The sequence below is a fragment of the Streptomyces sp. NPDC054834 genome, from assembly GCF_053611185.1.
The window spans coordinates 48,610-70,042 of the sequence record NZ_JBSGZV010000020.1 but is presented as its reverse complement, the minus strand read 5'-3'; the positions used below and the strand labels follow the sequence as shown (position 1 = coordinate 70,042).

The 21,433-nt window shown below is 72.9% G+C and carries 18 protein-coding genes; 6 read left to right on the top strand and 12 right to left on the bottom strand.

Features of this window, described 5'->3' with window-relative positions; genetic code table 11:
- Nucleotides 1–230: 230 nt before the first annotated feature.
- The 6 genes from ACWGJM_RS25750 to ACWGJM_RS25725 are packed head-to-tail and all read right to left on the bottom strand — an operon-like array spanning nucleotide 231 to nucleotide 9,636.
- Nucleotides 231–3,251, bottom strand: a complete 3,021-nt coding sequence (locus ACWGJM_RS25750; protein WP_453414063.1) for an alpha-mannosidase — start codon at nucleotides 3,249–3,251, stop codon at nucleotides 231–233.
- A gap of 27 nt (nucleotides 3,252–3,278) precedes the next feature.
- Nucleotides 3,279–5,312 (bottom strand): endo-beta-N-acetylglucosaminidase, encoded by a 2,034-nt coding sequence (locus tag ACWGJM_RS25745; RefSeq protein WP_453414062.1) that lies wholly within the window; start codon nucleotides 5,310–5,312, stop codon nucleotides 3,279–3,281.
- Nucleotides 5,309–6,568 carry a glycoside hydrolase 5 family protein gene (locus ACWGJM_RS25740; RefSeq protein ID WP_453414061.1) on the bottom strand — a complete coding sequence of 420 codons (1,260 nt, stop codon included), beginning with the start codon at nucleotides 6,566–6,568 and terminating at the stop codon, nucleotides 5,309–5,311. The genes ACWGJM_RS25745 and ACWGJM_RS25740 overlap by 4 nt, the downstream gene beginning before the upstream one ends.
- Before the next feature lie 27 nt (nucleotides 6,569–6,595).
- Nucleotides 6,596–7,447, bottom strand: a complete 852-nt coding sequence (locus ACWGJM_RS25735; RefSeq protein WP_453414060.1) for a carbohydrate ABC transporter permease — start codon at nucleotides 7,445–7,447, stop codon at nucleotides 6,596–6,598.
- Nucleotides 7,444–8,337, bottom strand: a complete 894-nt coding sequence (locus ACWGJM_RS25730; RefSeq protein ID WP_453414059.1) for a carbohydrate ABC transporter permease — start codon at nucleotides 8,335–8,337, stop codon at nucleotides 7,444–7,446. Before ACWGJM_RS25730 ends, ACWGJM_RS25735 begins: the two co-directional genes overlap by 4 nt.
- Nucleotides 8,338–8,343: 6 nt before the next feature.
- Nucleotides 8,344–9,636: an ABC transporter substrate-binding protein gene (locus tag ACWGJM_RS25725; protein ID WP_453414058.1), complete on the bottom strand. Its 1,293-nt coding sequence runs from the start codon at nucleotides 9,634–9,636 to the stop codon at nucleotides 8,344–8,346.
- 232 nt (nucleotides 9,637–9,868) lie between these two features.
- Between ACWGJM_RS25725 and ACWGJM_RS25720 the strand changes: the two genes are divergently transcribed.
- Nucleotides 9,869–10,912 carry a LacI family DNA-binding transcriptional regulator gene (locus ACWGJM_RS25720; RefSeq protein WP_453414057.1) on the top strand — a complete coding sequence of 348 codons (1,044 nt, stop codon included), beginning with the start codon at nucleotides 9,869–9,871 and terminating at the stop codon, nucleotides 10,910–10,912.
- A gap of 7 nt (nucleotides 10,913–10,919) precedes the next feature.
- Here the strand turns inward: ACWGJM_RS25720 and ACWGJM_RS25715 are convergent.
- A protein-coding gene (locus ACWGJM_RS25715; RefSeq protein ID WP_453414137.1) for an IS5 family transposase occupies nucleotides 10,920–11,830 on the bottom strand; the annotation gives its coding sequence in 2 pieces (ribosomal slippage) (nucleotides 10,920–11,491 and nucleotides 11,491–11,830; 912 coding nt in all).
- Nucleotides 11,831–11,852: 22 nt separating this feature from the next.
- The gene (locus tag ACWGJM_RS25710; protein ID WP_453414056.1) at nucleotides 11,853–12,440 is read right to left on the bottom strand and encodes an NADPH-dependent FMN reductase; all 588 of its coding nucleotides are present in this window, start codon (nucleotides 12,438–12,440) and stop codon (nucleotides 11,853–11,855) included.
- An 88-nt stretch (nucleotides 12,441–12,528) separates the two neighbouring features.
- Between ACWGJM_RS25710 and ACWGJM_RS25705 the strand changes: the two genes are divergently transcribed.
- The gene (locus ACWGJM_RS25705; protein WP_453414055.1) at nucleotides 12,529–13,017 is read left to right on the top strand and encodes a MarR family winged helix-turn-helix transcriptional regulator; all 489 of its coding nucleotides are present in this window, start codon (nucleotides 12,529–12,531) and stop codon (nucleotides 13,015–13,017) included.
- Between the two features lie 166 nt (nucleotides 13,018–13,183).
- Complete coding sequence (locus ACWGJM_RS25700) at nucleotides 13,184–13,765, top strand: Rv1733c family protein (RefSeq protein WP_453414054.1); 582 nt, start codon at nucleotides 13,184–13,186, stop codon at nucleotides 13,763–13,765.
- Between the two features lie 314 nt (nucleotides 13,766–14,079).
- Here ACWGJM_RS25700 and ACWGJM_RS25695 read toward each other — a convergent pair whose 3' ends face one another.
- Together ACWGJM_RS25695 and ACWGJM_RS25690 are read right to left on the bottom strand one after the other, a co-directional pair.
- A complete protein-coding gene (locus ACWGJM_RS25695) occupies nucleotides 14,080–15,192 on the bottom strand; it encodes a sensor histidine kinase (protein ID WP_453414053.1) in 1,113 nt (370 codons plus the stop codon).
- Nucleotides 15,193–15,194: 2 nt separating this feature from the next.
- Nucleotides 15,195–15,944, bottom strand: coding sequence for a response regulator transcription factor (locus tag ACWGJM_RS25690; RefSeq protein ID WP_453414052.1), 750 nt, complete (start codon nucleotides 15,942–15,944; stop codon nucleotides 15,195–15,197).
- Nucleotides 15,945–16,058: 114 nt separating this feature from the next.
- Between ACWGJM_RS25690 and ACWGJM_RS25685 the strand changes: the two genes are divergently transcribed.
- Nucleotides 16,059–16,778, top strand: a complete 720-nt coding sequence (locus ACWGJM_RS25685; RefSeq protein ID WP_453414051.1) for a glycosyltransferase family 2 protein — start codon at nucleotides 16,059–16,061, stop codon at nucleotides 16,776–16,778.
- On the top strand, nucleotides 16,775–17,392 hold the full coding sequence (locus ACWGJM_RS25680; RefSeq protein ID WP_453414050.1) for a TIGR04282 family arsenosugar biosynthesis glycosyltransferase: 618 nt from the start codon (nucleotides 16,775–16,777) through the stop codon (nucleotides 17,390–17,392). Before ACWGJM_RS25685 ends, ACWGJM_RS25680 begins: the two co-directional genes overlap by 4 nt.
- Before the next feature lie 726 nt (nucleotides 17,393–18,118).
- On the opposite strand, the gene ACWGJM_RS25675 is transcribed toward ACWGJM_RS25680, so the two are convergent.
- Nucleotides 18,119–18,586, bottom strand: a complete 468-nt coding sequence (locus ACWGJM_RS25675) for a hypothetical protein (protein WP_453414049.1) — start codon at nucleotides 18,584–18,586, stop codon at nucleotides 18,119–18,121.
- Nucleotides 18,586–19,839, bottom strand: a complete 1,254-nt coding sequence (locus tag ACWGJM_RS25670) for a molybdopterin-dependent oxidoreductase (protein WP_453414048.1) — start codon at nucleotides 19,837–19,839, stop codon at nucleotides 18,586–18,588. The genes ACWGJM_RS25675 and ACWGJM_RS25670 overlap by 1 nt, the downstream gene beginning before the upstream one ends.
- 111 nt (nucleotides 19,840–19,950) lie before the next feature.
- Here ACWGJM_RS25670 and ACWGJM_RS25665 point away from each other — a divergent pair, with 111 nt between their 5' ends.
- Nucleotides 19,951–21,336, top strand: a complete 1,386-nt coding sequence (locus ACWGJM_RS25665) for a hypothetical protein (RefSeq protein WP_453414047.1) — start codon at nucleotides 19,951–19,953, stop codon at nucleotides 21,334–21,336.
- Nucleotides 21,337–21,433: the final 97 nt, after the last annotated feature.

Here is a 21,433-nt window from a genome sequence, read left to right as displayed (position 1 = left end):
GCCCCACCGCTGCTGGAGCACCAGCTCCAGCCGTGCCTCGCCGGCCTCGGCCGGCCGCAGCCGCAGCACGCGCGTGCCACCGGTATCCGGTGGTGGCTTTCTCGGGCAGCCGGACCACGATGTCGTCGCCCGGCGCCGCCCGTACCTCGTCGTCCCGCGCCGACACGTGCACCTCGCCCACGGGACCGCACCCCCTCGGCTGTAGGTCCCACCGGTGTACCCCGCGCGCGTCAGGTCCTGGCCAGCCGGAGCGTCACCAGCTCGAACGGGCGCAGCGCCAGCCTGACCGTCCGGCCGTCGTGCCCGGGGACGGCCGCGTCGGTCAGCGGGCGCTCCAGCAGGTCGGTCACGGTGACGCCGGCCGGCTCGAACCCGGCGGTGAGCGTGGCCCGGGTCCGTCCGCCGTGCGCCTCGTGGAGCCGGACCACCACGTCTCCGCTGCCGTCGTCGGCCAGCTTGACCGCCGTGATCACGACCGCGTCCCGGTCCACCGTCATCAGCGGCGCCACCTCCCCGGCGCCGGTCACCCGCCGCTCGGGCAGATTGATCCGCCATCCCTCGCGCACCGCGTCACCGATGGACGCGCCCGGCACCAGCGCATGCCGGAAACGGTGGACGCCCTGGTCCGTCTCGGGGTCCGGGAAACGCGGGGCCCGCAGGAGGGACGCGCGTACGGTGGTGGTCGTACCCCGGTCGCCGTCGGTGCGCACCGTACGGGTCACGTCGTGGCCGTACGTCGAGTCGTTGACGAGTGCGACGCCCCAGCCGGGCTCCTCCAGGTGGACGAAGCGGTGGTTGCAGGCCTCGAACTTGGCCGCCTCCCAGCTGGTGTTGGTGTGCGTGGGGCGGTGGACGTGCCCGAACTGGGTCTCCGAGGCGTACCGTTCGGCGTGCACGTCCAGGGGGAAGGCGAGCTTGAGGAACTTCTCCGTCTCGTGCCAGTCGACCTCGGTGTCGAGGACCAGCCGCCGCTCCCCCGGCGGCAGCGACAGCACCTGGGTGACGCGGGAGGCACCGAAGGACCGCACGACCCGCACCGACGCGCCGTCCTCGCCCGGGGTCACCTCGTCGGCGTCGGCGAGGTCGGTGACGGTGTTGCGGTAGAACTCGTCCACGTCCCAGGCGTCCCACATGTTCGGGAAGTCGGGGTGGAGCTGGAGGAGGCCGGCCGCGCGGCCCGGGGCGACGGACTCGCGGTCGGCCTCGGGGTCGTACACCGAGACGACCAGGCCGCGGCCGTCGATCTCCACTCGCAGCAGGCCGTTGTCCAGGACGTGTCCGCCGCCGGCGCGGGGTGCGAGCGTGGTGCGGCCCTCGGTGACCGGTGTGGCCGCGCCGCCCGCCGGGACGCCCGGGCGGGCGTGGGGCGCCGCGTTGAAGAGGAGCGGTGTGGTGCCCTCGCCGGCCAGGGCGCGCTGGGCCGCGTCGATGATCCCGGTCAGCTCCCCGGCGAGCCGCTCGTAGGTGGCCCGGGCCTCGCGGTGGACCCAGGCGATGGACGAGCCGGGCAGGATGTCGTGGAACTGGTGCAGCAGGACCGTCTTCCAGATGCGGTCCAACTCCTCGTACGGGTAGGGGAATCCGGTGCGGACGGCGGCCGTGGCCGCCCACAGTTCGGCCTCGCGCAGGAGGTGTTCGCTGCGCCGGTTGCCCTGCTTGGTCTTCGCCTGGCTGGTGAGGGTCGCGCGGTGGAGTTCGAGGTAGAGCTCGCCGACCCAGACCGGCGGGTCGGGGTATTCGGCCTCGGCCCGGGCGAAGAACGCCTCGGGGGTCTCCCAGGCGACGGTGGGCGAGCCTTCGAGGTCACGCAGGCGGGCCGCCTTGGCGACCATCTCGCGGGTGGTGCCGCCGCCCCCGTCGCCCCAGCCGGTGGGCGCCAGCGAGTGGCGGGCGCGGCCCTTGTCGCGGAAGTTGCGGGCGGCGTGGGCGAGTTCGCTGCCCTTCATGGAGCAGTTGTAGGTGTCGACGGGCGGGAAGTGGGTGAAGATCCGGGTGCCGTCGATGCCCTCCCACTGGAACGTGTGGTGCGGGAACCTGTTCGTGCGGGACCAGGAGATCTTCTGGGTCAGCAGCCACTTGGCACCGGCCGCCCGGATGATCTGCGGCAGGCCCGCGGCGAAGCCGAACGTGTCCGGCAGCCAGGCCTCCCGGTTCTCGATGCCGAACTCGTCGAGGAAGAACCGCTTTCCGTGCACGAACTGCCGGGCCATCGCCTCCGAGCCGGGCATGTTGGTGTCCGACTCCACCCACATCCCGCCGGCCGGCACGAACCGCCCCTCCGCCACCGCCTTCTTCACCCGCGCCCACACCTCGGGCCGGTGCTCCTTCACCCAGGCCCACTGCTGGGCCTGCGACATGGCGAAGACGAAGTCCGGCTCGTCCTCGATCAGGGCGGTCATGTTGGCGGTGGTGCGGGCCACCTTGCGGACCGTCTCGCGCAGCGGCCACAGCCACGCCGAGTCGATGTGCGCGTGCCCGACGGCGCTGACGCGGTGGGCGGAGGGGACGGCGGGGGCGGCCAGCACGTCCGCCAGCCGTGCACGGGCCTCCTGCGCGGTCGCACCCACGTTCTGGAGGTCGATCGCGTCCAGTGCCCGGTCCACCGCGCGCAGGATCTCCCAGCGCCGCGCGGAGTCCTCCGGCAGCTCGGCCATCAGCTCGCCGAGCACCTCCAGATCGGTCACCAGCTGCCACACGGTCTCGTCGAACACGGCGAGGTCCATGCGGGCGAGGGTGTACTGGGGTTCGCTGCCCGCGGTCTCCTTGTCGCCCAGCCGGGTCGGCAGGAACGGGTGGTAGTCGAGGATGACGGGATTGGAGGCGGCCTCGATGTGCAGCCGCACCTCCTCGCCGCCCTCGACGGGCGCGCCGACGCGGACCCACTGGTTGCGCGGGTTGAGGCCCTTCACGGGGGTGCCGTCGGGCCGGTGGACGAGACCCTCGCACTGGAAGCCGGGCATGTTCTCGTCGAAGCCGAGGTCGAGCAGGGCCTCGACGGTCCTGCCCGCCCAGGCCTCGGGTACGGTCCCGGTCACCCGGAACCAGCTGGTGCCCCAGGGAGCACCCCACCGGGCGCCCACCTCGATCGGCTCGGACTCGGCCGCGAGGCCCTCGGCGACGGGTACGGGTTCGCCGGGCGCGTGCCACACCGCGACCTGGAGCGGCACGGACTCGGGGTACACGGCGGGGCGGACACGCTCGTCGAGGACGCGCCGGAGGCGGGCTTCGACCAGGCTGCGGTCGTCATGCATGCGGGGTGCTCCAAGGCTGGGGGACGGTTACCAGGGGTGGGTCACGGCCACGGGTGCCGACGAGGTGTAGAGCTCCCCTACGGAACGCAGCTCGAACCGCGCGGCCTGTTCACCCTGCTCCGGCTGGAGCCCGGTGACGAAGTACGCCCGCTGGCAGGTGCCGCCGAGGAAGCGGCGGGTGCCGTCGGGCAGCAGACGGTGCACGGTGTAGTGGCGTGTGGCTGACGCCATCACTTCGTCGACCTCGTCGGGGGCCGCGTCCCAGGCGAGGCGCAGGTCGCCTCCGGTGGCCGCGGTGATCCGCGGGCCGGTGGGGGCGGCGGGGGTGGTGACCGCGTCCCGGACGGCGAGTCCGCCGAGCCGCCAGCGCACGGGGCCGTCGGTCGCGGTGAGCCGGACGCCGAGCGCGTGGACGGTGCCGGACAGCCCGGTGAGCCGTACGGTCGAGGTCTGCCAGGTGCCGACCGCGTTCGCGGGCGGGTTCACAGGCAGACAGGTGTACGGGGGTGTCGCGCCGGCGCCGCCCGGCTCGGCCGTGGCGACGGCGAGCTCGACGTTCACACGGCCGGCGTCGGTCCGATGGGTGAGCTCGACAACCGTGTCGGTGGTGATCGGCAGCCGGGTCGCGTACAGATCCAGGACCGCCGGTTCGTCCAGTTCACCGTCGACGAGCACGCTGCTGCCGCCCCGCCAGGCGTCCGCGAAGTCGAAGGTGACGGCCGGCCGTTCCCCCGCCGTGCGCACCGCCCACCGTCGCGACGGCAGCCTGTCCTGGAGCCCCAGGTGGTTCCAGGGCACGTCCGAGGTGACCTCGCCGTCCTCGTACCAGCGCAGCCCTTGCCCGGTGTTGAAGACGCTCGCGAACGGCACCGACGAGACCGTCGACCGGTCCGCGACCGACACCGCGGGCGCCCGCCAGGGGTCGGTGCCGTCCGGCCGCGACGGGTCCAGCGAACGCCCGGTCCAGAACCGGTCGTCGGCGGCGTGGAAGTCGCCCGGGGTGCGCCCCGCGGGCAGATGGTTGCGGGTCCATTCGGGCCGGTAGAAGCCGATCGAAGTGATGTGGGACGTGCCCGTCGGCACGATCGCGTCCCAGTTCACCGCGGTGTTGGAGCCGTTCGACTCGACGTCGACGCCCGCCCACAGCTCGTAGCGGCTGCGGCCGAGCCCGACCGCCTTCTGCCCGGAGGAGGCCAGTGTGCCCGCGCTCCACCGGAAGTCCACGAACATGCCGTCGGCGGCCTGGAAGAACGCCTGGTTCTGGCTGTCGAGGGCGCCCTGCCAGCTCACCGTGCCGTTCACCGTCATCGCGTCGTACCAGGTGACCCGCTGCCCCTTCGCCGTGGCGAGGGACTTCAGCTCCCGTACGAAGCCGAGCATGTCAGTGCCGAGCGCGGTGTTCCCGCCGCCGGTCTCGGCGTTGACGAACCAGCCGTCGAATCCGTAGGCGGCGGCCACGGCGACGAGTCGCGCGGCCAGCGGGTAGTGCCCGGCGGAGTCCTTCTGCACCAGGTCGCGGGTCCACTGCAACTGGCCGCCGTAGGCGGTGGGCGGCAGGAAGATGTTGCCGAGGACGGGCACGCCGTGCCGGTGTGCGGCGTCCACGACCGGCGCGTTGGGCGCGAGGATCAGCCCCTCGCCCGCCGAGCCGCCCCAGAACACCAGCTCGTCGAGGTACGCCCAGTGGGTGAGCGTGTAGTAGTCGGCGGTGGCCGAGCCCTGGGAGGGGTTGGCCGAGGTGGGCCCGAAGGAGACCAGCGCCTGGACGCGGGCCTGGCCGGAGCGGGCCGTGGTGTTCGCCGGCGTCGGGGTGAAGCGGGGCGCGAGCGGCACGGAGGCCGCGTTGAAGGCGAGGTCGGCGTCGTCGGCGGCGCTCCAGGTCTTCAGGCTGCGCCAGGTGATGCCGGTGCCGGGGGTGCCGGAGGGCAGCGAGTCCGGGTACCAGTAGGAGGCGTACGGCGGGGCGGCGGTGGTGGCCTTCGGGGCCGCCGCGGCAAACGGGGCGGGCAGCAGGGCCGCGGCGGTGCCGGCGACGAGCACGGTGCGTCTGGAGGGGTTCACGAGCTGGTGCCTCCTTGTGGTCCTTGCGGGGTGGGGAGTACCTGTTCGGGAGTGACGACTTCGGTGATGCCGCGCGCCGCCAGATGTTCCTGGTCGTCCGTGCGGGTGTCGAGGACGGCCGTGGGCCGGGCTCCGTCGGCGGCGAGCCGGAAGTAGGCGTCGAAGACGGGTCCGCCGGGCGCGCACGTGGAGCGCCGTGCCGGGTCGGACGGCACGACGAGGGCTGTGCTCCGTGCGGTTGGCGGCGTAGCCGGGGCCGCGTCGGCGAGCACGCGTGCGATGTCCTTTGGCTTGCGGTCGTTGGCCAACAGGCCGAGCCCGTATTCGAGTTCGGGGAAGTCGGCGAGGCCGCGGCTCACGTCGTGGGAGCACCACCAGGTGACGCCCCACAGGTCGGGGCAGTCGAGTACGGCGGTGATGGTCGCCTCGGCGAACGTGGCCGCGTGCTCGGCGGGAATCAGCGGGGCGGGCGCGCCCACTTCCTGGAGCCATACGGGCCTGCGCGCGTCCTCGGCCCAGGCCTTGCTCAACTCGACCAGATAGGCCGCGTGTTGCTCGGTCTGGAGGGATGTGCGGCCGTGGCGTTGGGCGGTGCCGTCGAACACCCAGGAGTGCACGGCGGTGACCTCGCCGAGACGGGCCGAGTGGGCGGGGGTGAAGGGCTGGTCGTCCTGGTACCAGGCGGCGTCGTAGGAGGCGTGCAGATGGAGCCGGCCGGGGGCCCCCTGGGCACAGGCGGACAGCAGGCGTACGAGCCACCGCCCGGCCTCCTCGGCGGTGACCCGGTCGGGGTCGGGATGGGGCTCGGCGGCGAATTGGTTGACCTCGTTGCCGATCGTCATCCCGATGAAATTGGGCCGGTCCGCGAGGGCGGCGGCGAGGGTGCGCAGGTAGGCGGCCTGGCCGTCGACGATCTCCGGGTCGGTGAAGAGGTTGCGCCTGTGCCAGGTCCGGGTCCAGGCGGGCAGGAAGTCGAAGCTGCTCACGTGCCCTTGGAGGCCGTCGACGTTGACGTCGAGGCCGCGTTCGGCTGCCGCGTCGGCGAGGGCGACGAGCTGCTCGACGGCGCGTGGGCGGATCAGGGTGCGGTTGGGCTGGAAGTACGGCCACAGCGGGAAGACCCGGATGTGGTCGAGGCCCAGCGCGGCGATGGAGTCCAGGTCGGCGCGTACGGAGTCGAGGTCGAAGTCCAGCCAGTGGTGGAACCACCCTTCACTCGGGGTGTAGTTGACGCCGAAGCGCACGGCAGGAGACATGTGTCGGTCCTTGGGACTCGGGTGGGTTCAGCCCTTCACCGCGCCCTCGCCCACCCCGCGGAAGAAGTACCGCTGGAGACAGGCGAAGAGCGCGATCAGCGGTGCCACGGCGATGACCGTGCCCGCGGCGACGAGCCGTTCGTCATTGGCGAAGGTGCCGTGCAGGTAGTTGAGGCCGATGGTCAGCGTGAACTTTCCGGGGTCGCTCAGCACGATCAGCGGCCACAGGAAGTCGTCCCAGGCGCCCATGAAGGCGAGGATCGCCACGACCGCGACGGTCCCCTTCACCGAGGGCAGGGCGATCCGCAGGAACCGCTGCCAGACGTCGGCGCCGTCGACGTAGGCGGCCTCCTCGATCTCGTACGGCAGGTTGCGGAAGGCGTTGCGCATCAGCAGCACGTTCATGGCGCCGATGCAGCCCGGCAGGACGACGCCGATCAGTGTGTTGTTGAGGCCGAGCTCCCGCATCGTCGTGAACTGGGCGATGATGATGCCCTCGACGGGCACGAGCATCGCCAGGACGAAGACGAGGGTGGCGACGCGGCGGCCCCGGTAGCGCAGCCGGGCCAGGGCGTAGCCGGCCAGGGCCGAACCGGCGCAGTTGGTCACGACGCCGGCGGTGGCGACCTTGAGGGAGTTGAGGGCGTAGTCCCACACCGGGATGGTGTCCGCGACCCGCTCATAGTTGTGCAGGGTGGGATGGCTGGGCAGGAACTTCGGCGGCGAACTGAAGACGTCCTCCGTCGGGCCCTTGAGCGAGGTGGACAGCTGCCACAGGAACGGGCCGGCGGTCAGGGCGAGCACGGCGAGCAGCAGTACGTAGCGCAGGACGAGTTCCCGCCCCCGGACGCGGCGGCCGTGCTCGTCGGTGATGCTCATGCCTCGTCCCTCCGGTCGGCCCGCAGCACGAGCAGCATCAGAACGACGGTGACGGCGAAGACGACGACCGAGATGGCGGAGGCGTAGCCCACGCGGCCGGTCAGGCCGGTGCCGGTGCGCTGGACGAGCATCACGAGCGTGGTGTCCTCGCCCGCCGGACCGCCGCTCGGGCCCGCCATCAGATACACCTCCGAGAACACCTTGAACGCGGCGACCGAGGACAGCGCTGCGACCAGGACCATGGTGGAGCGGACCGCGGGCACGGTGACCGTCAGGAAGCGGCGCACCGTGCCGGCCCCGTCCACGGCCGCGGCCTCGTGCAGCTCACGCGGAACATCGGCCAGCGCGGCCAGATAGATGATCATGTAGTAGCCGAGGCCCTTCCACACCGTGACGGCCATGGCGCTCAGCAGGAGCAGCCACTGGTCGCTCAGGAAGCCGATCCGGCCGGCCCCGGCGGTCTCCAGCAGCGAGTTGATCAGGCCGCGTTCGTTGAGCAGCCACACCCAGATGAGCCCGACCACCACGATCGAGGCGACGACCGGGGTGTAGAAGGCGGACCGGAAGAAGGTGATGCCGGGGATGTTCTTCTGCACCAGCAGGGCGAGCAGCAGGGGCAGGATCACCAGCGCGGGGACGACTCCGAGGACGTAGAGGGTGCTGTTGCGCAGGCCGGTCCAGAACATGTCGTCGTGCAGCAGCTCGCGGAAGTTGGCGAGGCCCACGAAGCGGCCCGGGACGAGGGTGCGGCGGTCGGTGAAGGCGTTGACCAGCGTGGAGAGGAACGGGTACAGGACGAACGCACCGGTGATCAGCAGCCCGGGTGCGGCGAACAGCCAGGGACTGGTCGGCAGTTGACGCCGTACCCGGGAAGCGGTGGACATGGCCATCGCGCGCTATCCCTGCTGCTGGAGCAGCGTGTCGCAGGCCTTGACAGCGTTGTCGAGAGCCGCTTTCGGGCTCTCCTTGCCCTGTAGCGCCTTGGCGACCTCGTTGCGCAGTGCCGTCTTCATCTGCTCGCTGAACAGCACGGGTGTGTAATTGACGGCGTTCTTCAGCGATTTGGCGGCGGCGATCCGCACCCGGGTCTCGTCGCTGCCGTCCTCCTCGGTGAAGTACGGGTCGTCGAGGGAGCCCGCGGTGCTGGGGAAGATGGCGACCTTCTTGGCGAAGGACATCTGGTTCCGGGCGTCGGTGACGTAGTGCGCGAAGGCGACGGCGGCCGGGGTGTGCTTGGTCCTGGAGTTGACCATCACGCCCATGACGTACATGTTGACGTGGCCGGTGCTGGTGATCTGGTCGGTGATGCCGATGTTCTTGTACAGGCCGGGCGCCTGCTTCTTGAAGTTGCCGAGGTCGAGGGCGCTGCCCGGGTTCATGGCGACGGCCTGGGTGAGGAACTTCCTTCCCGAGGACTCGGGCGTGGCGGTCAGGGCCTGCGGGTCGAGGGCCTTGGCGTCGTACAACTCCTTGTACTTGGTGAGGAGTTCGACGCCCTTGGCGTCGTTGAAGGTGAAGGCGGTGCCCTGCTTGTTCATGAGCTCGACGCCGTAACGGCCGAAGTCCTCGACGGTGGGGACGTTGGCGAGGGTGGCGACCTTGCCGTCGCTCTCCTTCGCCATCCGCAGGGCGTCGGTGAAGAGGTCGTCGTACGTCTTCGGGGGCTGGTCGGGGTCGAGTCCGGCCTTGGCGAACAGGGACTTGTTGTAGAACAGCGGCCCGGTGTTGAGGTACCAGGGGAAGGCGTAGGTGCCGGTCATGCCCGGTATCCGATGGCCGGCCCAGGCTCCGGCCAGGTATTCCTTCCGGTACTTCGCGGCGGACGTGTCGAGGTCGAGCGCGAGGCCGGCCCTGGCGAGCGGGGCGACGAGGTCCGGGGAGACGTTGACGACGTCGGGCAGGGTGCCGCCGGCCGCGTCGGCGCTGATCTTGTCGGCGTAGCCCTCGGCGGGCTGGTCGATCCACTTCACATGGGTGCCGGGGTGCTGCTTCTCGAAGCCGGCGATCAGGCCTTCGAAGTACGGCTTGAAGTTGGCGCGCAGATTCCAGGTCTGGAAGGTGATGTCGCCCTCGACCTTGCCGGAGGCGTCGGCCGATCCGCCGTCGCCGTTTCCCGAGCCGCAGGCGCTCAGCGGCAGGACGAGGGCGGCGACGACGGCTGCGGCGAGGGTTCTGCGGGATGTGGGCACGGTGACACGGCTCCCTTGCGGCCTCGGTGGCGGTGACGCGAAGGACCTTGCCCGGCGGCTTCGGAGAAAGTCAATGCATTCACCCGAACTAAAGAAAACCGGCCTTCATTAGTGCAGGTCAGAGGGTACATTGGCGAGTATTGGCCACGTGATACTAATGCGCTTTAGACTGACTGCGCTCAAGCGCATTAGCTCCTGCGATGAAGAAGACGAAGAAAGGCGATGGAGGAACATGCCGGACAAAAGGTCCCCCGCGCGCCGGCCGACGATGAAGGACATCGCGCGGCGTGCCGGGGTCTCCGAGAGCGCGGTCTCCTTCGCGCTCAACGGCCGTCCCGGGGTGTCGGAGGTGACCCGCGACCGGGTGCGCCGGGTCGCCGAGCAGCTGGGCTGGCGGCCCAGTACGGCGGCGCGCGCGCTGTCCGGGGAGGGCGCGGCCACGGTCGGCTTCGTCCTCGCCCGCCCCGCCCACACGCTGGGCGTGGACTCCTTCTTCCTGCAACTGGTCTCCGGCATCCAGGAGGTGCTGGCCGAGCGGCACCTCGGGCTGCTCTTCCAGGTGGCCGAGGATGTCGAGGAGGAGTGCGCGGTCTACCGGCGCTGGTGGGCCGAGCACCGGGTGGACGGGGTGCTGGTCGTCGACCCGCGCACCGACGATCCGCGCCCGGACCTGCTCGACGGACTCGGACTGCCCGCTGTGGTGATCGGCGGGGCGCCGGACGAGCGGCATCCGGGCCTGTCCGCCGTCTGGGCGGACGACGCGGGCGCGATGGCGTCCGTGGTCGACGAGCTGACCGCCCTGGGCCACTGCCGGATCGTGCACATCGCCGGCCTGCCCGGCCTCGCGCACACCCAGCGCCGGGTACGCACCCTGCGGGCGGAGGCCGAGCGGCGCGGGCTGACCGAGGTGCGGTCCGTGACCACCGACTACTCGGACGCCCAGGGCGCCGCCGTCACCCGCCGGGTCCTCGGCCACTCCCCCGCCCCGACCGCGCTGATCTACGACAACGACGTGATGGCCGTCGCCGGGGTCGCCGCCGCCGCCGAGCTGGGCTTCTCGGTGCCCGGGGACGTGTCGGTCGTCTCCTGGGAGGACTCGGCGCTGTGCCGGATGGTCAAGCCATGGCTGTCCGCCCTGTCCCGGGACAGCGTGGAGTTCGGCCGCACGGCGGCGGCCGAGCTGACCGCACTGCTGGACGGGGGCCCGGCGCGGACCGTACGGGTGCCGGTGCCGCGGCTGGTCGGGAGGGACAGTACGGGGGCGGCGCGGGCCTAGGCCAGGCCTAGGCCGTGTCTGGCAATCGTTCGTGAGCGGGTTCGCGGAGCCAAAGGATGAGTGAGGCGATGTGGAGTCCGGCCCGGTAGCGGGTTGCCAGCTTGTCGAAGCGCGTTGCGATGGCTCGGAATTGCTTGAGGCGGCTGAAGCAGCGCTCCACCACGTTGCGGGCTTTGTAGAGCTCGGGGTCGAAGGCCGGTGGTCGGCCACCGGCTCTGCCACGGCGCTGGCGATTGGCCCTTTGGTCGGTCCGCTCCGGGATGACTGCGCGGATGCCCCGGCGCCGCAGGTCCTGTCGGACCTCCCGTGATGAGTACGCCTTGTCCGCGGTGACCGTGTCGGGTCTTTGCCGCGGCCGCCCGGCGCCTGCCCGAGGCACCCGCACAGATTCCAGCACCGCTTTGAACACGGTGCAGTCGTTGACGTTTCCGGGAGTGAGGACGACAGCCAGGGGCAGGCCCCGGCCGTCGCAGGCGAGATGGACTTTGGTAGTCAGCCCGCCGCGGGAGCGGCCCAGCGCCTGGCCCGCCGCCGCGCGTGCCGAACCTTCCGGCCCGCCGTTCGCGCCCGCCCCCTTTTCCGGGCGCCGGCCGCGTGTTGGTGGGAGCGGTTGATGGTGGAGTCCACCGACACCGTCCATTCCACCGCTCCGACGGAGTCGTCCCGCGCCTGAATCTGCTCCAGGAGGCGGGTCCAGGTCCCGTCCCGCTCCCAACGGGCGAACCGCTCATAGACCGTCTGCCACGGCCCGTAGCGTTCCGGCAGGTCACGCCAGGGAGCACCTGTTCGCAACCGCCATAACACGCCGTTGATTACCTGCCGGTGGTCGCGCCACGGACGGCCTGGTCCATCGGTAGTCGGCAGCAGGGGCTTCAGCGCCTCCCATGCTGCGTCCGTCAGCTCGCCGCGTCCTGTCACGTGATCGGTCACGAACTGGGCCTCATGCAGCCGTGGGCGTCTGCGTCTTGGCCTGGCGCACCCCGCGCAGGGCGCCGGACCAGGCGATCAGCTGGTCGAGCATGTCGCCTACGGCGGTGTCGAGGCCCTCCTGGGGGACGAAGGTGCCGGTGTGGAACGAGGGGTGTGTCGAGATGGTGGGCTGGGCGCGGACCGTGGCCACCTGGAGTTCGGCGAGGACGAGCCGCAGCGCCTCGGCGGCCCGGGCCCCGGCGACCCAGCCGCCGTAGCTGATGATCCCGGCGGCCTTGTCGTTCCACTCCCGGTAGACGTAGTCAAGGGCGTTCTTCAGGGCTCCGGGGAAGGAGTGGTTGTACTCGGGGACGAGGAAGACGTAGCCGTCGAAGCTGTCGATGAGTGCGCCCCAGGCGCGGGTGTGGTCGTGCTGATACTGCTGGAAGTTCGGGTTGCCGGGCTCGTCGAGGTTGCCGAGGTCGTGGTCGGCAAGGTCGATGAGTTCGTAGTCTGCTCCACCGTGGGCACGGGCGGCCTCCAGTGCCCAGGCGGCGATCTGGTCGCCGCGGCGTCCGGGGCGGGTGCTTCCGAGGATGACTGCGATGCGAAGTGGCATTGTCTTCCTTCCCAGAGAGTTGTCACGTCAACTCTAGGTTGAGGGGAGTTGAAGTGACAACTCTGCTGGTCGCGGTATCCTCGGCGACATGACGGAGACTCGATCGCTGGAACCCGAGGAGTGGGAGTTCTGGGATACCTGGATGCGCGCGCAGCGCCTGCTCACCAGGGAGCTGGAGCGTGGTCTACAGCATGACTGCGACATCTCGAAGGCCGAGTTCAGCGTGCTGGTGACGCTGTGGCAGGCCGCCGGCCGCGAGATGCGTGTCGGCGAGCTCTCCGAGTCGCTCGACTGGGACAAGAGCCGCGTCTCACATCAGCTGACGCGCATGGAAAAACGCGGCTTCGTCAGGCGCACCCAGTACGGGGCCGATGGTCGCCGCGCGGGGATCGGGCTGACCGCCAAGGGGCGCCGCGCCGCCCAGAGCTCCATCCTCGTGCACGGCGGCAACATCCGCCGCCACTTCCTCGACTCACTGACCCCCGAGCAGGCATCAGTCATCCGAGCATGGAGCGAGCAAGCAGTCGATCGCCTGGAGCCGCACCGCAGCGAGGCTGCCAGCGACGGCGCGTCCTAGACCGCGTCCCACACCGCCCTCATAGACACCGCCGATACGGCCCTGGGCATTGTCAGACAGGCCCTAGCGCCGGGGCACTGGAAACTCCGGGGGTGCCCGGGACGGCGGGCGGGCGGACACTGGGATGGATGGGCCGGATGGTCGGTGCGCGCGAGGGGGTGTGACCATGGCCAGGACCCGAAACGGCAGCCCGTGGGCGTGGCGGTGGCGCCGCAACTCACTGAGGCGCCGCAGCGATGTCGTCGAGGCCTGGATCGTGCTGGCGGCGTGGCTGGCCGCCCTGGTGGGCAGTGTGCTCGCCGGGCTGGTGGCGGCGAACGCCGCGGCCCGGGGACTCGACCGGCAGTGGGAGCAGCGCCACCCCGTCCAGGCGGTCCTCGTGGGGCGGGCGCCCGACGTCGCCTCGGGGCGGACCGGCAACGACGGCCGGGTCTGGGTCACCGTCCGCTGGACGACGCCGGACGGCGCGGTGCACACGGACCAGGCGAAGGTGCGTCCCGGCATGGAGTCGGGTGCCTCGGTCACGGTGTGGACGGACCAGCGGGGACGGGTCACCGCGAAGCCCCTGTCGCCCGGCGAGGCCGGGTTCCGGGCGGCGTGGACGGGCACTCTGGTCGCCACCGGCACGGCCGCCGCCGTGTACGGCGCGGCCCAGCTGGCACGGGCGGGCCTGGAACGGCGGCGGCTGCGGCAGTGGGACGACGAGTGGGCGCGCGTCGACACCCGCCGGGGCGGTCTGACCGGCTGACGGGCGCGGTCGTCCGCCGGGTCTTACGGAGTGGTGACACGGCGGCCCCGCTCGTGGGGTGGGCTGCCCTCGCGGACCTGGCCTGGCCGCATGCGTGTACTGGTGGGCAGGACCGAGGCCCGCACCGGCGCGAGTTCACACACCCGGCCACGCGGGCGGTGACGGGCACCGTTCAGGCCTCGGCGGCCGGGAGGGGGCGCAGCCCGCGGTGGGGGTCCGGGGGCGCAGCCCCCGTGGGGTTGAAGGGGCGGAGCCCCTGGGGGACGGGAAGGGCAGGGGCGGCGGGGGCGAGGAACCCTCGGCCCCGCCATCGTTCAGGCGCCGGCCGCCGGGAGTGTCACCTCGAAGCGGCAGCCGCCCGGGATGTTGTGCACGGTGGCCCGGCCCTGGTGGGCCTCCACGATGCCGCGGACGATGGCGAGGCCGAGGCCCGCGCCGGCGGGGGGTGTGCGGGCGTGGGTGCCGCGCCAGCCGGTGTCGAAGACGCGGGGGAGGTCCTCCTCGGGGATGCCGCCGCAGCCGTCGGTGACCGAGAGCACCACGCCCTGGGGCGATCGTTCGGCGGTGACGGCGACCGTGCCGTCGGCCGGGGTCCGGCGGATCGCGTTCACCAGCAGGTTGCCGAGGACGCGGCTCATCTCCTTGCCGTCCACCTCGACCGGCACCGGCTCGACGCGGTCGCCGACGAGGCGAACACCGTGCTCGCGCGCGAGCGGGTCGGCGCCGGCGAGAGCGTCGCCGACGAGGTCGTACAGGGAGATCCGGCTCGGGCTCAGCGCCAGCGCCCCGGCGTGGATGCGGGAGAGCTCGAAGAGGTCTCCCACCATCTCGTTCAGCCGCTCCACCTCGGTGCGGATCTGTGTCAGGTAGCGGGCCGGGTCGGCGGCCACCCCGTCCTCCAGCGCCTCCGACATGGCCCGCAGCCCGGCGAGCGGGGTGCGCAGATCGTGCGAGATCCAGGCGACGAGCTCGCGCCGGGAGGACTCCAGGGCGCGTTCCCGCTCCCGGGACTCGGCGAGCCGGGCACTGGTGGCCGCCAGTTCGCGGCTGAGCGCGTCCAGTTCCGCGGTGGCCGGGTGGGCGGGCGCGGCGAAGTCGCCGCGGTCGCCGAAGGAGCGCGCGGCGAGGGCGAGTTCCCGGCTGCGGGCGACCACCCAGCGGCCCAGCAGCAGGGCGGTGGCCAGGGACACGACGGCCGCCATCGCGACGACGGTCGTCACCACGCTCAGGTCGTGCGCGGACAGGAACATCGCCTGCGCCACGGCCATAGTGCCCGCGAGCATCGCGAACACGCCGACCGCCGCCACCACGCCGAGCGACGCCGTGAGCGACCGCCGCCGGATCAGCCGCAGCACGGCCGCGCCGGCCAGTCCGGTGGCGGCGGCGCCGAGGAAGGCGTACAGGGCGATGAGGAAGGTGTCGCGCATGGTCAGCCCGCCTCCCGGCCCTGGGGGTCGAAGCGGTAGCCGACGCCCCACACGGTCTGGATCAGGCGGGGCCGGGCCGGGTCGTCCTCGACCTTGCCGCGCAGCCGGCGGACGTGGACGGTGACCGTCGACAGGTCGCCGAAGTCCCAGCCCCACACCTCGCGCATCAGGTCCTCCCGGGCGAAGGCCCGCCCCGGGTGCCGCAGGAAGAAGGAGAGGAGGTCGAACTCGCGCAGGGTGAGGGCGAGTTCGGCGCCTCTCTTGGTGGCCCGGCGGGCGGCCGGGTCGAGGGTCAGGCCGGCCGAGCTCAGCGTGTGCGCCTGGGCGGCGGGCCGGGTGCGGCGCAGCACCGACTCCACGCGCAGGACGAGTTCCCGGGGGCTGAAGGGCTTGGTGACATAGTCGTCGGCGCCCACCTCCAGGCCGAGGATGCGGTCGTCCTCGTCGCCGCGGGCGGTGAGCATGATGACCGGCACCGGCCCGTGGGCGCGCAGCCGGCGGCACACCTCCAGGCCGTCCATGCCGGGCAGCATGAGGTCCAGCACGACCAGGTCGGGCCGGTGCGCGGCGGCCCGCGCGAGCGCCGCCGGTCCGTCGTCGGCCCGGTCCACCGTGTAACCGGCGCGGCCGAGGTACCCGGCGACCACCTCGGCGACCGTGGGGTCGTCGTCGACGACCAGGACCCGGGCGGAGACGGGCGCCGGGGGCTCGGCGGGGGTCCCCGGCTGCGTGAACTCGTACGGCTGCTGCATGCGTCCAGCCTCGCACCGCCGTCCCCGCCCGCGCCGCCGCCGGACGCGGCCGGGGCCTGACGTCCGCGTTTCGTAAGAAGCAGAAGCCTGATATGCCCTTTTCGCGTTCGTAGGGTGAGAGCCGTGACGACCACTCCCACACCCACAGGGGTCGACGTGGTGCTCCCCTGTCTCGACGAGGCCGAAGCCCTGCCCTGGGTCCTGGCCCGCATCCCGCCCGGCTGGCGCGCGCTGGTCGTGGACAACGGCTCCACCGACGGCTCGGCGGACGTCGCCCGCGCGCTCGGCGCGACCGTGGTGCACGAGCCGCGCCGTGGCTTCGGCGCCGCCTGCCACGCGGGGCTGACCGCCGCCGACGCCGACATCGTGTGCTTCTGCGACTGCGACGCCTCGCTCGACCCGGCACTGCTGGTGCCCTTCGTACGGGAGGTGCGCGCCGGCCGGGCCGATCTGGTGCTGGGCCGGCGCCGTCCGCAGGGCAGGGGTGCCTGGCCCGCGCACGCCCGGGCCGGCAACCTCGCGCTCACCCGGATGCTGCGCCGCCGCACCGGACTGCGCCTGAAGGACCTCGGGCCGCTGCGCGCCGCCCGCCGCGAACCGCTGCTCGCCCTGGACCTCACCGACCGGCGCAGCGGTTATCCGCTCCAGATGGTGGTGCGCGCCGCCGACGCCGGCTGGCGCATCACCGAGCACGACGTCCCCTACCGGCCGCGCTCCGGCGCCTCGAAGGTGACCGGCACCTGGCGCGGCACCTGGCAGGCGGTACGGGACATGAGCCGCGTCCTCGCCGAGGCGCCCGCCCGGCCACCCGTCCGAGGAGGCAGCCCCCGGTGATCACTCTGCTCGTCATCGCCAAGGAGCCCCGGCCGGGCCGGGTCAAGACCCGGCTGTCCCCGCCGTTCACGCCCCGGGAGGCGGCCGAGCTCGCCGAGGCGGCCCTCACGGACACCCTGCACGCGGTGGCCGCGGCGCCCGCCGACCGGCGGGTCCTCGTCCTCGACGGAAGCCCCGGGCCGTGGCTGCCGCCCGGTTTCGACGTCGTACCGCAGTGCCCGGGCGGGCTGGACGAGCGGCTGGCCGCGGCGTTCGCCGGATGCGACGGGCCCGCCCTGCTCATCGGCATGGACACCCCGCAGGTGACGCCGGAGCTGCTGACCGTCGGCTTCGACGACTGCGACGCGTGGTTCGGCCCGGCCGAGGACGGCGGCTTCTGGGCGCTCGGCCTGGCGTCACCCGATCCCGGTCTGCTGCGGGGCGTGCCCATGTCGACGCCGGTGACGGGTGCCGTGCAGCGGGACCGGCTGGTGGCCGCGGGCCTGCGGGTGCGCGATCTGCCCCGGCTGCGGGACGTCGACAGGGCCGCCGACGCGCGAGCGGTCGCCGCGGTCGCCCCGCACGGCCGCTTCGCCGCCCGGCTCGCCCGCCTCACCTCGGCGGCGGGCCGATGACCACCGCCCAGGGCCTCCCCCGCCCGGGCCGGGGCCCGGACACCCCTCGTAACTCCCGGCGCCCGTGTGCCCGCGCCCGCCCGGCCTGGCGGCGGCCCGTGCGCGACCGCCCCCGACCCCGGCGCGCCGTAGCCCGCCTGGTCCGCCGACGATTCCCGCTCCGCCGCGCTGCGGACCGGGCGCGGCCCGTTGTTCCTGCGGCGGTCCGACGGGGGGCTGCTGCCGCTGGAGGTGGAGCGCCGGTGCGCCCGGGCCGACGAGACGGCCCTGGCCGTGCCGGCGCGGTGCGAGGGCGCCGTCCTCGACGTGGGCTCGGCCCCGGCCGGCTGGTGGCCGCGCTCGCGGCGCAGGGGCGGCGGGTCCTCGGTGTCGACGTCAGCGAGACGGCCGTCGCCCGCACGGCCCGGCGGGGCGGACGGCGCTGTGCCGCTCCGTCTTCGAGTCGCCGCCGGGTGAGGGCGGCTGGGGCACCGCGCTGCTGCTGGACGGCGACATCGGCATCGGCGGGAACCCGGCGGCGTTGCTGGAACGGCTCGCCCGGCTGTTCGCCCCGGGCGGGCTGCTGGTCGCGGAGACCGCGCCGGCCGGCGTCGAAGAACGCACCCGGGTCCAGGTCGTGGACGCGACGGTCGCGCCGGGGCCGCCCACCCGCCCGTTCCCCTGGGCGCGGCTCGGCACGCCGGCCCTGCTCCGGCACGCGGCTCGGGCGGGCCGGCGTGCCGAGGATCAGTGGACGGCCGGTTCCCGCCGCTTCGTGGCCCTGCGCAATCGCAGCACCCGCAGCGCCAGCAGCAGGGCGGAGCCGCCGAACAGCACGGAGGTGATCAGCAGCCAGCGGGACAGGAAGCCTTCCGTCGAGAGCCCCGCGCCCGACCGGTAGCGCTCGCTGACCTGGCCGCTGATCAGCGGGAACCACACCAGGAGCAGCAGCCCGGACAGCGCGGCGGGCACCCGGACGTACAGCACCCGGCCGCGCCGCCCGACCGCGCCCAGCGAGCGTACGAGCGCGCGGTCGGCCGCCGCGTACAGCGGCAGCAGCACCAGGTCGTGCAGCAGCGCCGCACCCACGACCCACAGCGCCACCCTGAACCAGTCGCCCCCGAGGAGCCGCAGCCCCGCGTATCCGGCGAGCGCGAAGGAGCAGGCGAGCAGCAGCAGTTGCAGGGGGCTGCCGAGCGGGATCCGGCGGGGCATCACAGGTCTCCGAAGGTCATCCGGGCCACCCACTTGGTGTTGAGCACACCGGGCGCCGCGGGCACGATGACCCGGGCCGGGTAGCCGTGGTCGGGGCTCAGGTCCTCGCCGTTGACGGAGAGGGCGAGCAGGGAGCGCGGGTCGGCGGCCTGGTTGGCGCGATGGGCCGCCCGGCGGAAGCCGCCGTGCCGCTGGAGCGACTCGACGAAGACGTCGGGCGGGTCGTCGTACCCGACGAGGGCGGCGAGGTCGCGCAGCCGCACGCCCCGCCACCACTGGTCGGAGGTGGACCAGCCCTCGACGCAGGCGATCGGCAGCGCGGAGCTGTGCTGCGGCATACGCAGCAGGTCGGCGCGGCTGAGCCGGACGGTGCCGGTGCGGCCGGTGACGACCAGCCGCCACGCCTCCTCGCTCGTCTCCGCCGTGTCGATGCCCGCGTACGCGGCCGTCTTGTTGATCTGGAAGCCGTTCGGTCCGCCGCCGGGCTCGGCGCCGCCGTGTGGGGTGAGCAGGGCGGTCCGGCGCAGCGGCCCGTCGAAGCTGCGGCCGACGCTGGTCAGGAACAGCAGCAGCGAACCGCCGCCGACCAGCCACAGCGCGCCGCGCCGTGACACGGTGGGCGGATCCGGCCGCGGCGGAACCAGGTCCCCGGTCTCGCCCGCCTTCTCCGCCTCGCCGCTCTCCTCCCGCATCCGGCGCACGCTCCGCACCGCCAGTGGCAGCTTCAGCGCGGCATGCGCGACGAACGCGGCGAAGAAGACCCAGGCACCGTAGAAGTGCAGCGGATAGAAGGACCCGGGGAAGACGTAGTCGAGCTGGACGTTGAGCACGCCGGTGGTGAACTCGAACAGGCCGCCCCCGACCAGCAGCAGCAGTGAGATCCGCTCCAGGGCGTGGGCGAGGGAACGGGCCGGCGGCAGGGCGAAGAGCCTCGGCACGACGGACCACAGCTTGGCCAGCAGCACCGGGATCAGGGTGATGCCCAGCGTGACGTGGACGCCCTGGGTGAACCGGTACAGCCAGTACGGGTTCGTCGGCCAGGCGAACAGGTAGAAGCCGAGGATCCCCTTGTCCGGGGTCTGGTCGTTGACCGGCGAGAGGCCCGGGTTGTAGGCCGCGTACGACACCAGGCCCGTCACGAACAGCACGGTGACGCCGACGAGGAGGACGAGGCCGAGCACCGAGGTGAACCCGGGGCCGCGCAGCGGGCTGCGCCAGAAACCCGGAGAGGTGGGGAGCCGTGGATCGCTCATGTTCCGACCGTAGGCCGGTGGGAGCCCGGCGGCAGGCCCGCGGCCCATGACGAAACGCTGACGTCCGCCGCGCACCGGGCCCGCGCCCGTCGTCCGGCCTAGCGTTCCGGTGTGACCCGCCCTCTCCGCCAAGACCTGCGCGGCCCCCGCGACCTGTACGCCGTCGTGGCCGGTGTCCTGCTCGTGCTGGCCGCCGTACTCGTCGGCCGCCGCATCCAGGACAGCCGCCACACGCTGTTCGTCCACTGGCCCCCGCTGTACGCCGACTGGGGCCCGCACCTCGGACCGGGCACCCCGGCCTCCGTCCTGGTGGCGGCGGCCGTGGTGGCGTACGGGCCGGGGCTCGCGGCACGGCTGCGCCCCGGGGCGCTGCTCGCCGCGGCCTGGGTGACGGCCATGGCCTGGATGTGGTCCCTCGCGCTGGTCGACGGCTGGCAGCGCGGCGTCGCGGGCCGGCTCACCACCCGCACCGAGTACCTCCGGGGCGTCGACCGCTTCGACGACATCCCGGCCGCCCTGCGGGACTTCACCCACCACATCGTCTGGGGCACGCCCGATCCGTGGCCCGCCCACATCGCCGGGCACCCACCGGCCGCGACGCTGACGTTCGTCCTCCTCGACCGGATCGGGCTGCGCGGCGGTGGCTGGGCGGGAGCGTGGTGCATCACCGTCGGTGCCACGGCCTTTGTGGCGGTCCTGGTCGCGGTACACGCCCTCGCCGGGGACGGTCCGGCGCGGCGGGCGGCGCCGTTCCTGGTGCTGGCACCGGCCGCGGTGTGGCTGGGCGTCTCGGCCGACGCGTATTTCGCGGCCGTCGCCTCCTGGGCCGTGACGCTGCTCGCCCTCGCGGTGACCGGGCGGTCGGTGTGGTGGGCGGCGGGCTCCGGTCTGCTGTTCGGGCTCACCTGCTACCTCTCCTACGGCCTCACGCTCTTCGCGGTGATCCTGGCGACGGTGCTGTTCCTCGGCCGGCACCGCGTCCGCGAGCGTCCGCTGCTGCTCGGGGCGCTGCTCGCCGGGGCGGCCGTGGTGCCGGCCGCCTTCAGCGTCGCCGGGTTCGACTGGTGGGAGGCCTACCACCTGCTGATCACGCGCTACTACCAGGGAGTGGGCGGCACCCGGCCCTACGGCTACTGGGTGTGGGCGAACCTGGCCTGCACGGTGGTGATCACCGGGCTCGCCACGGTGGCCGGCCTGCGCCGGGCCGGCGGCGCGCTCGCCCGTGAGCGCCGCGCCCCGCTCGACCGCCCGCCGGCCGGCACTCCCCCGGTGGCCGGCCCCGAGGCGCGCCTGGCCCTGCTCGTCCTCGCCGCCCTGCTGGCCCTCCTCGTCGCCGACCTGTCCGGCATGAGCAAGGCGGAGACGGAACGCATCTGGCTGCCGTTCGCGGTGTGGCTCCTGCCGGCCTGCGCGTTCCTCACCCGGCCCCGGGTCTGGCTCGCCGCCCAGGCCGTCCTCGCCCTGCTGGTCAACCACCTGCTGCTCACCACCTGGTGAGCGGGGGTCGGGGCCTCTCGACGCGGGGCGGGCGAGCGGGCACAGTTCTCCCTACGTACCGGGCCTACCGACCGGTACACCCATGCCCCCTCCCCTC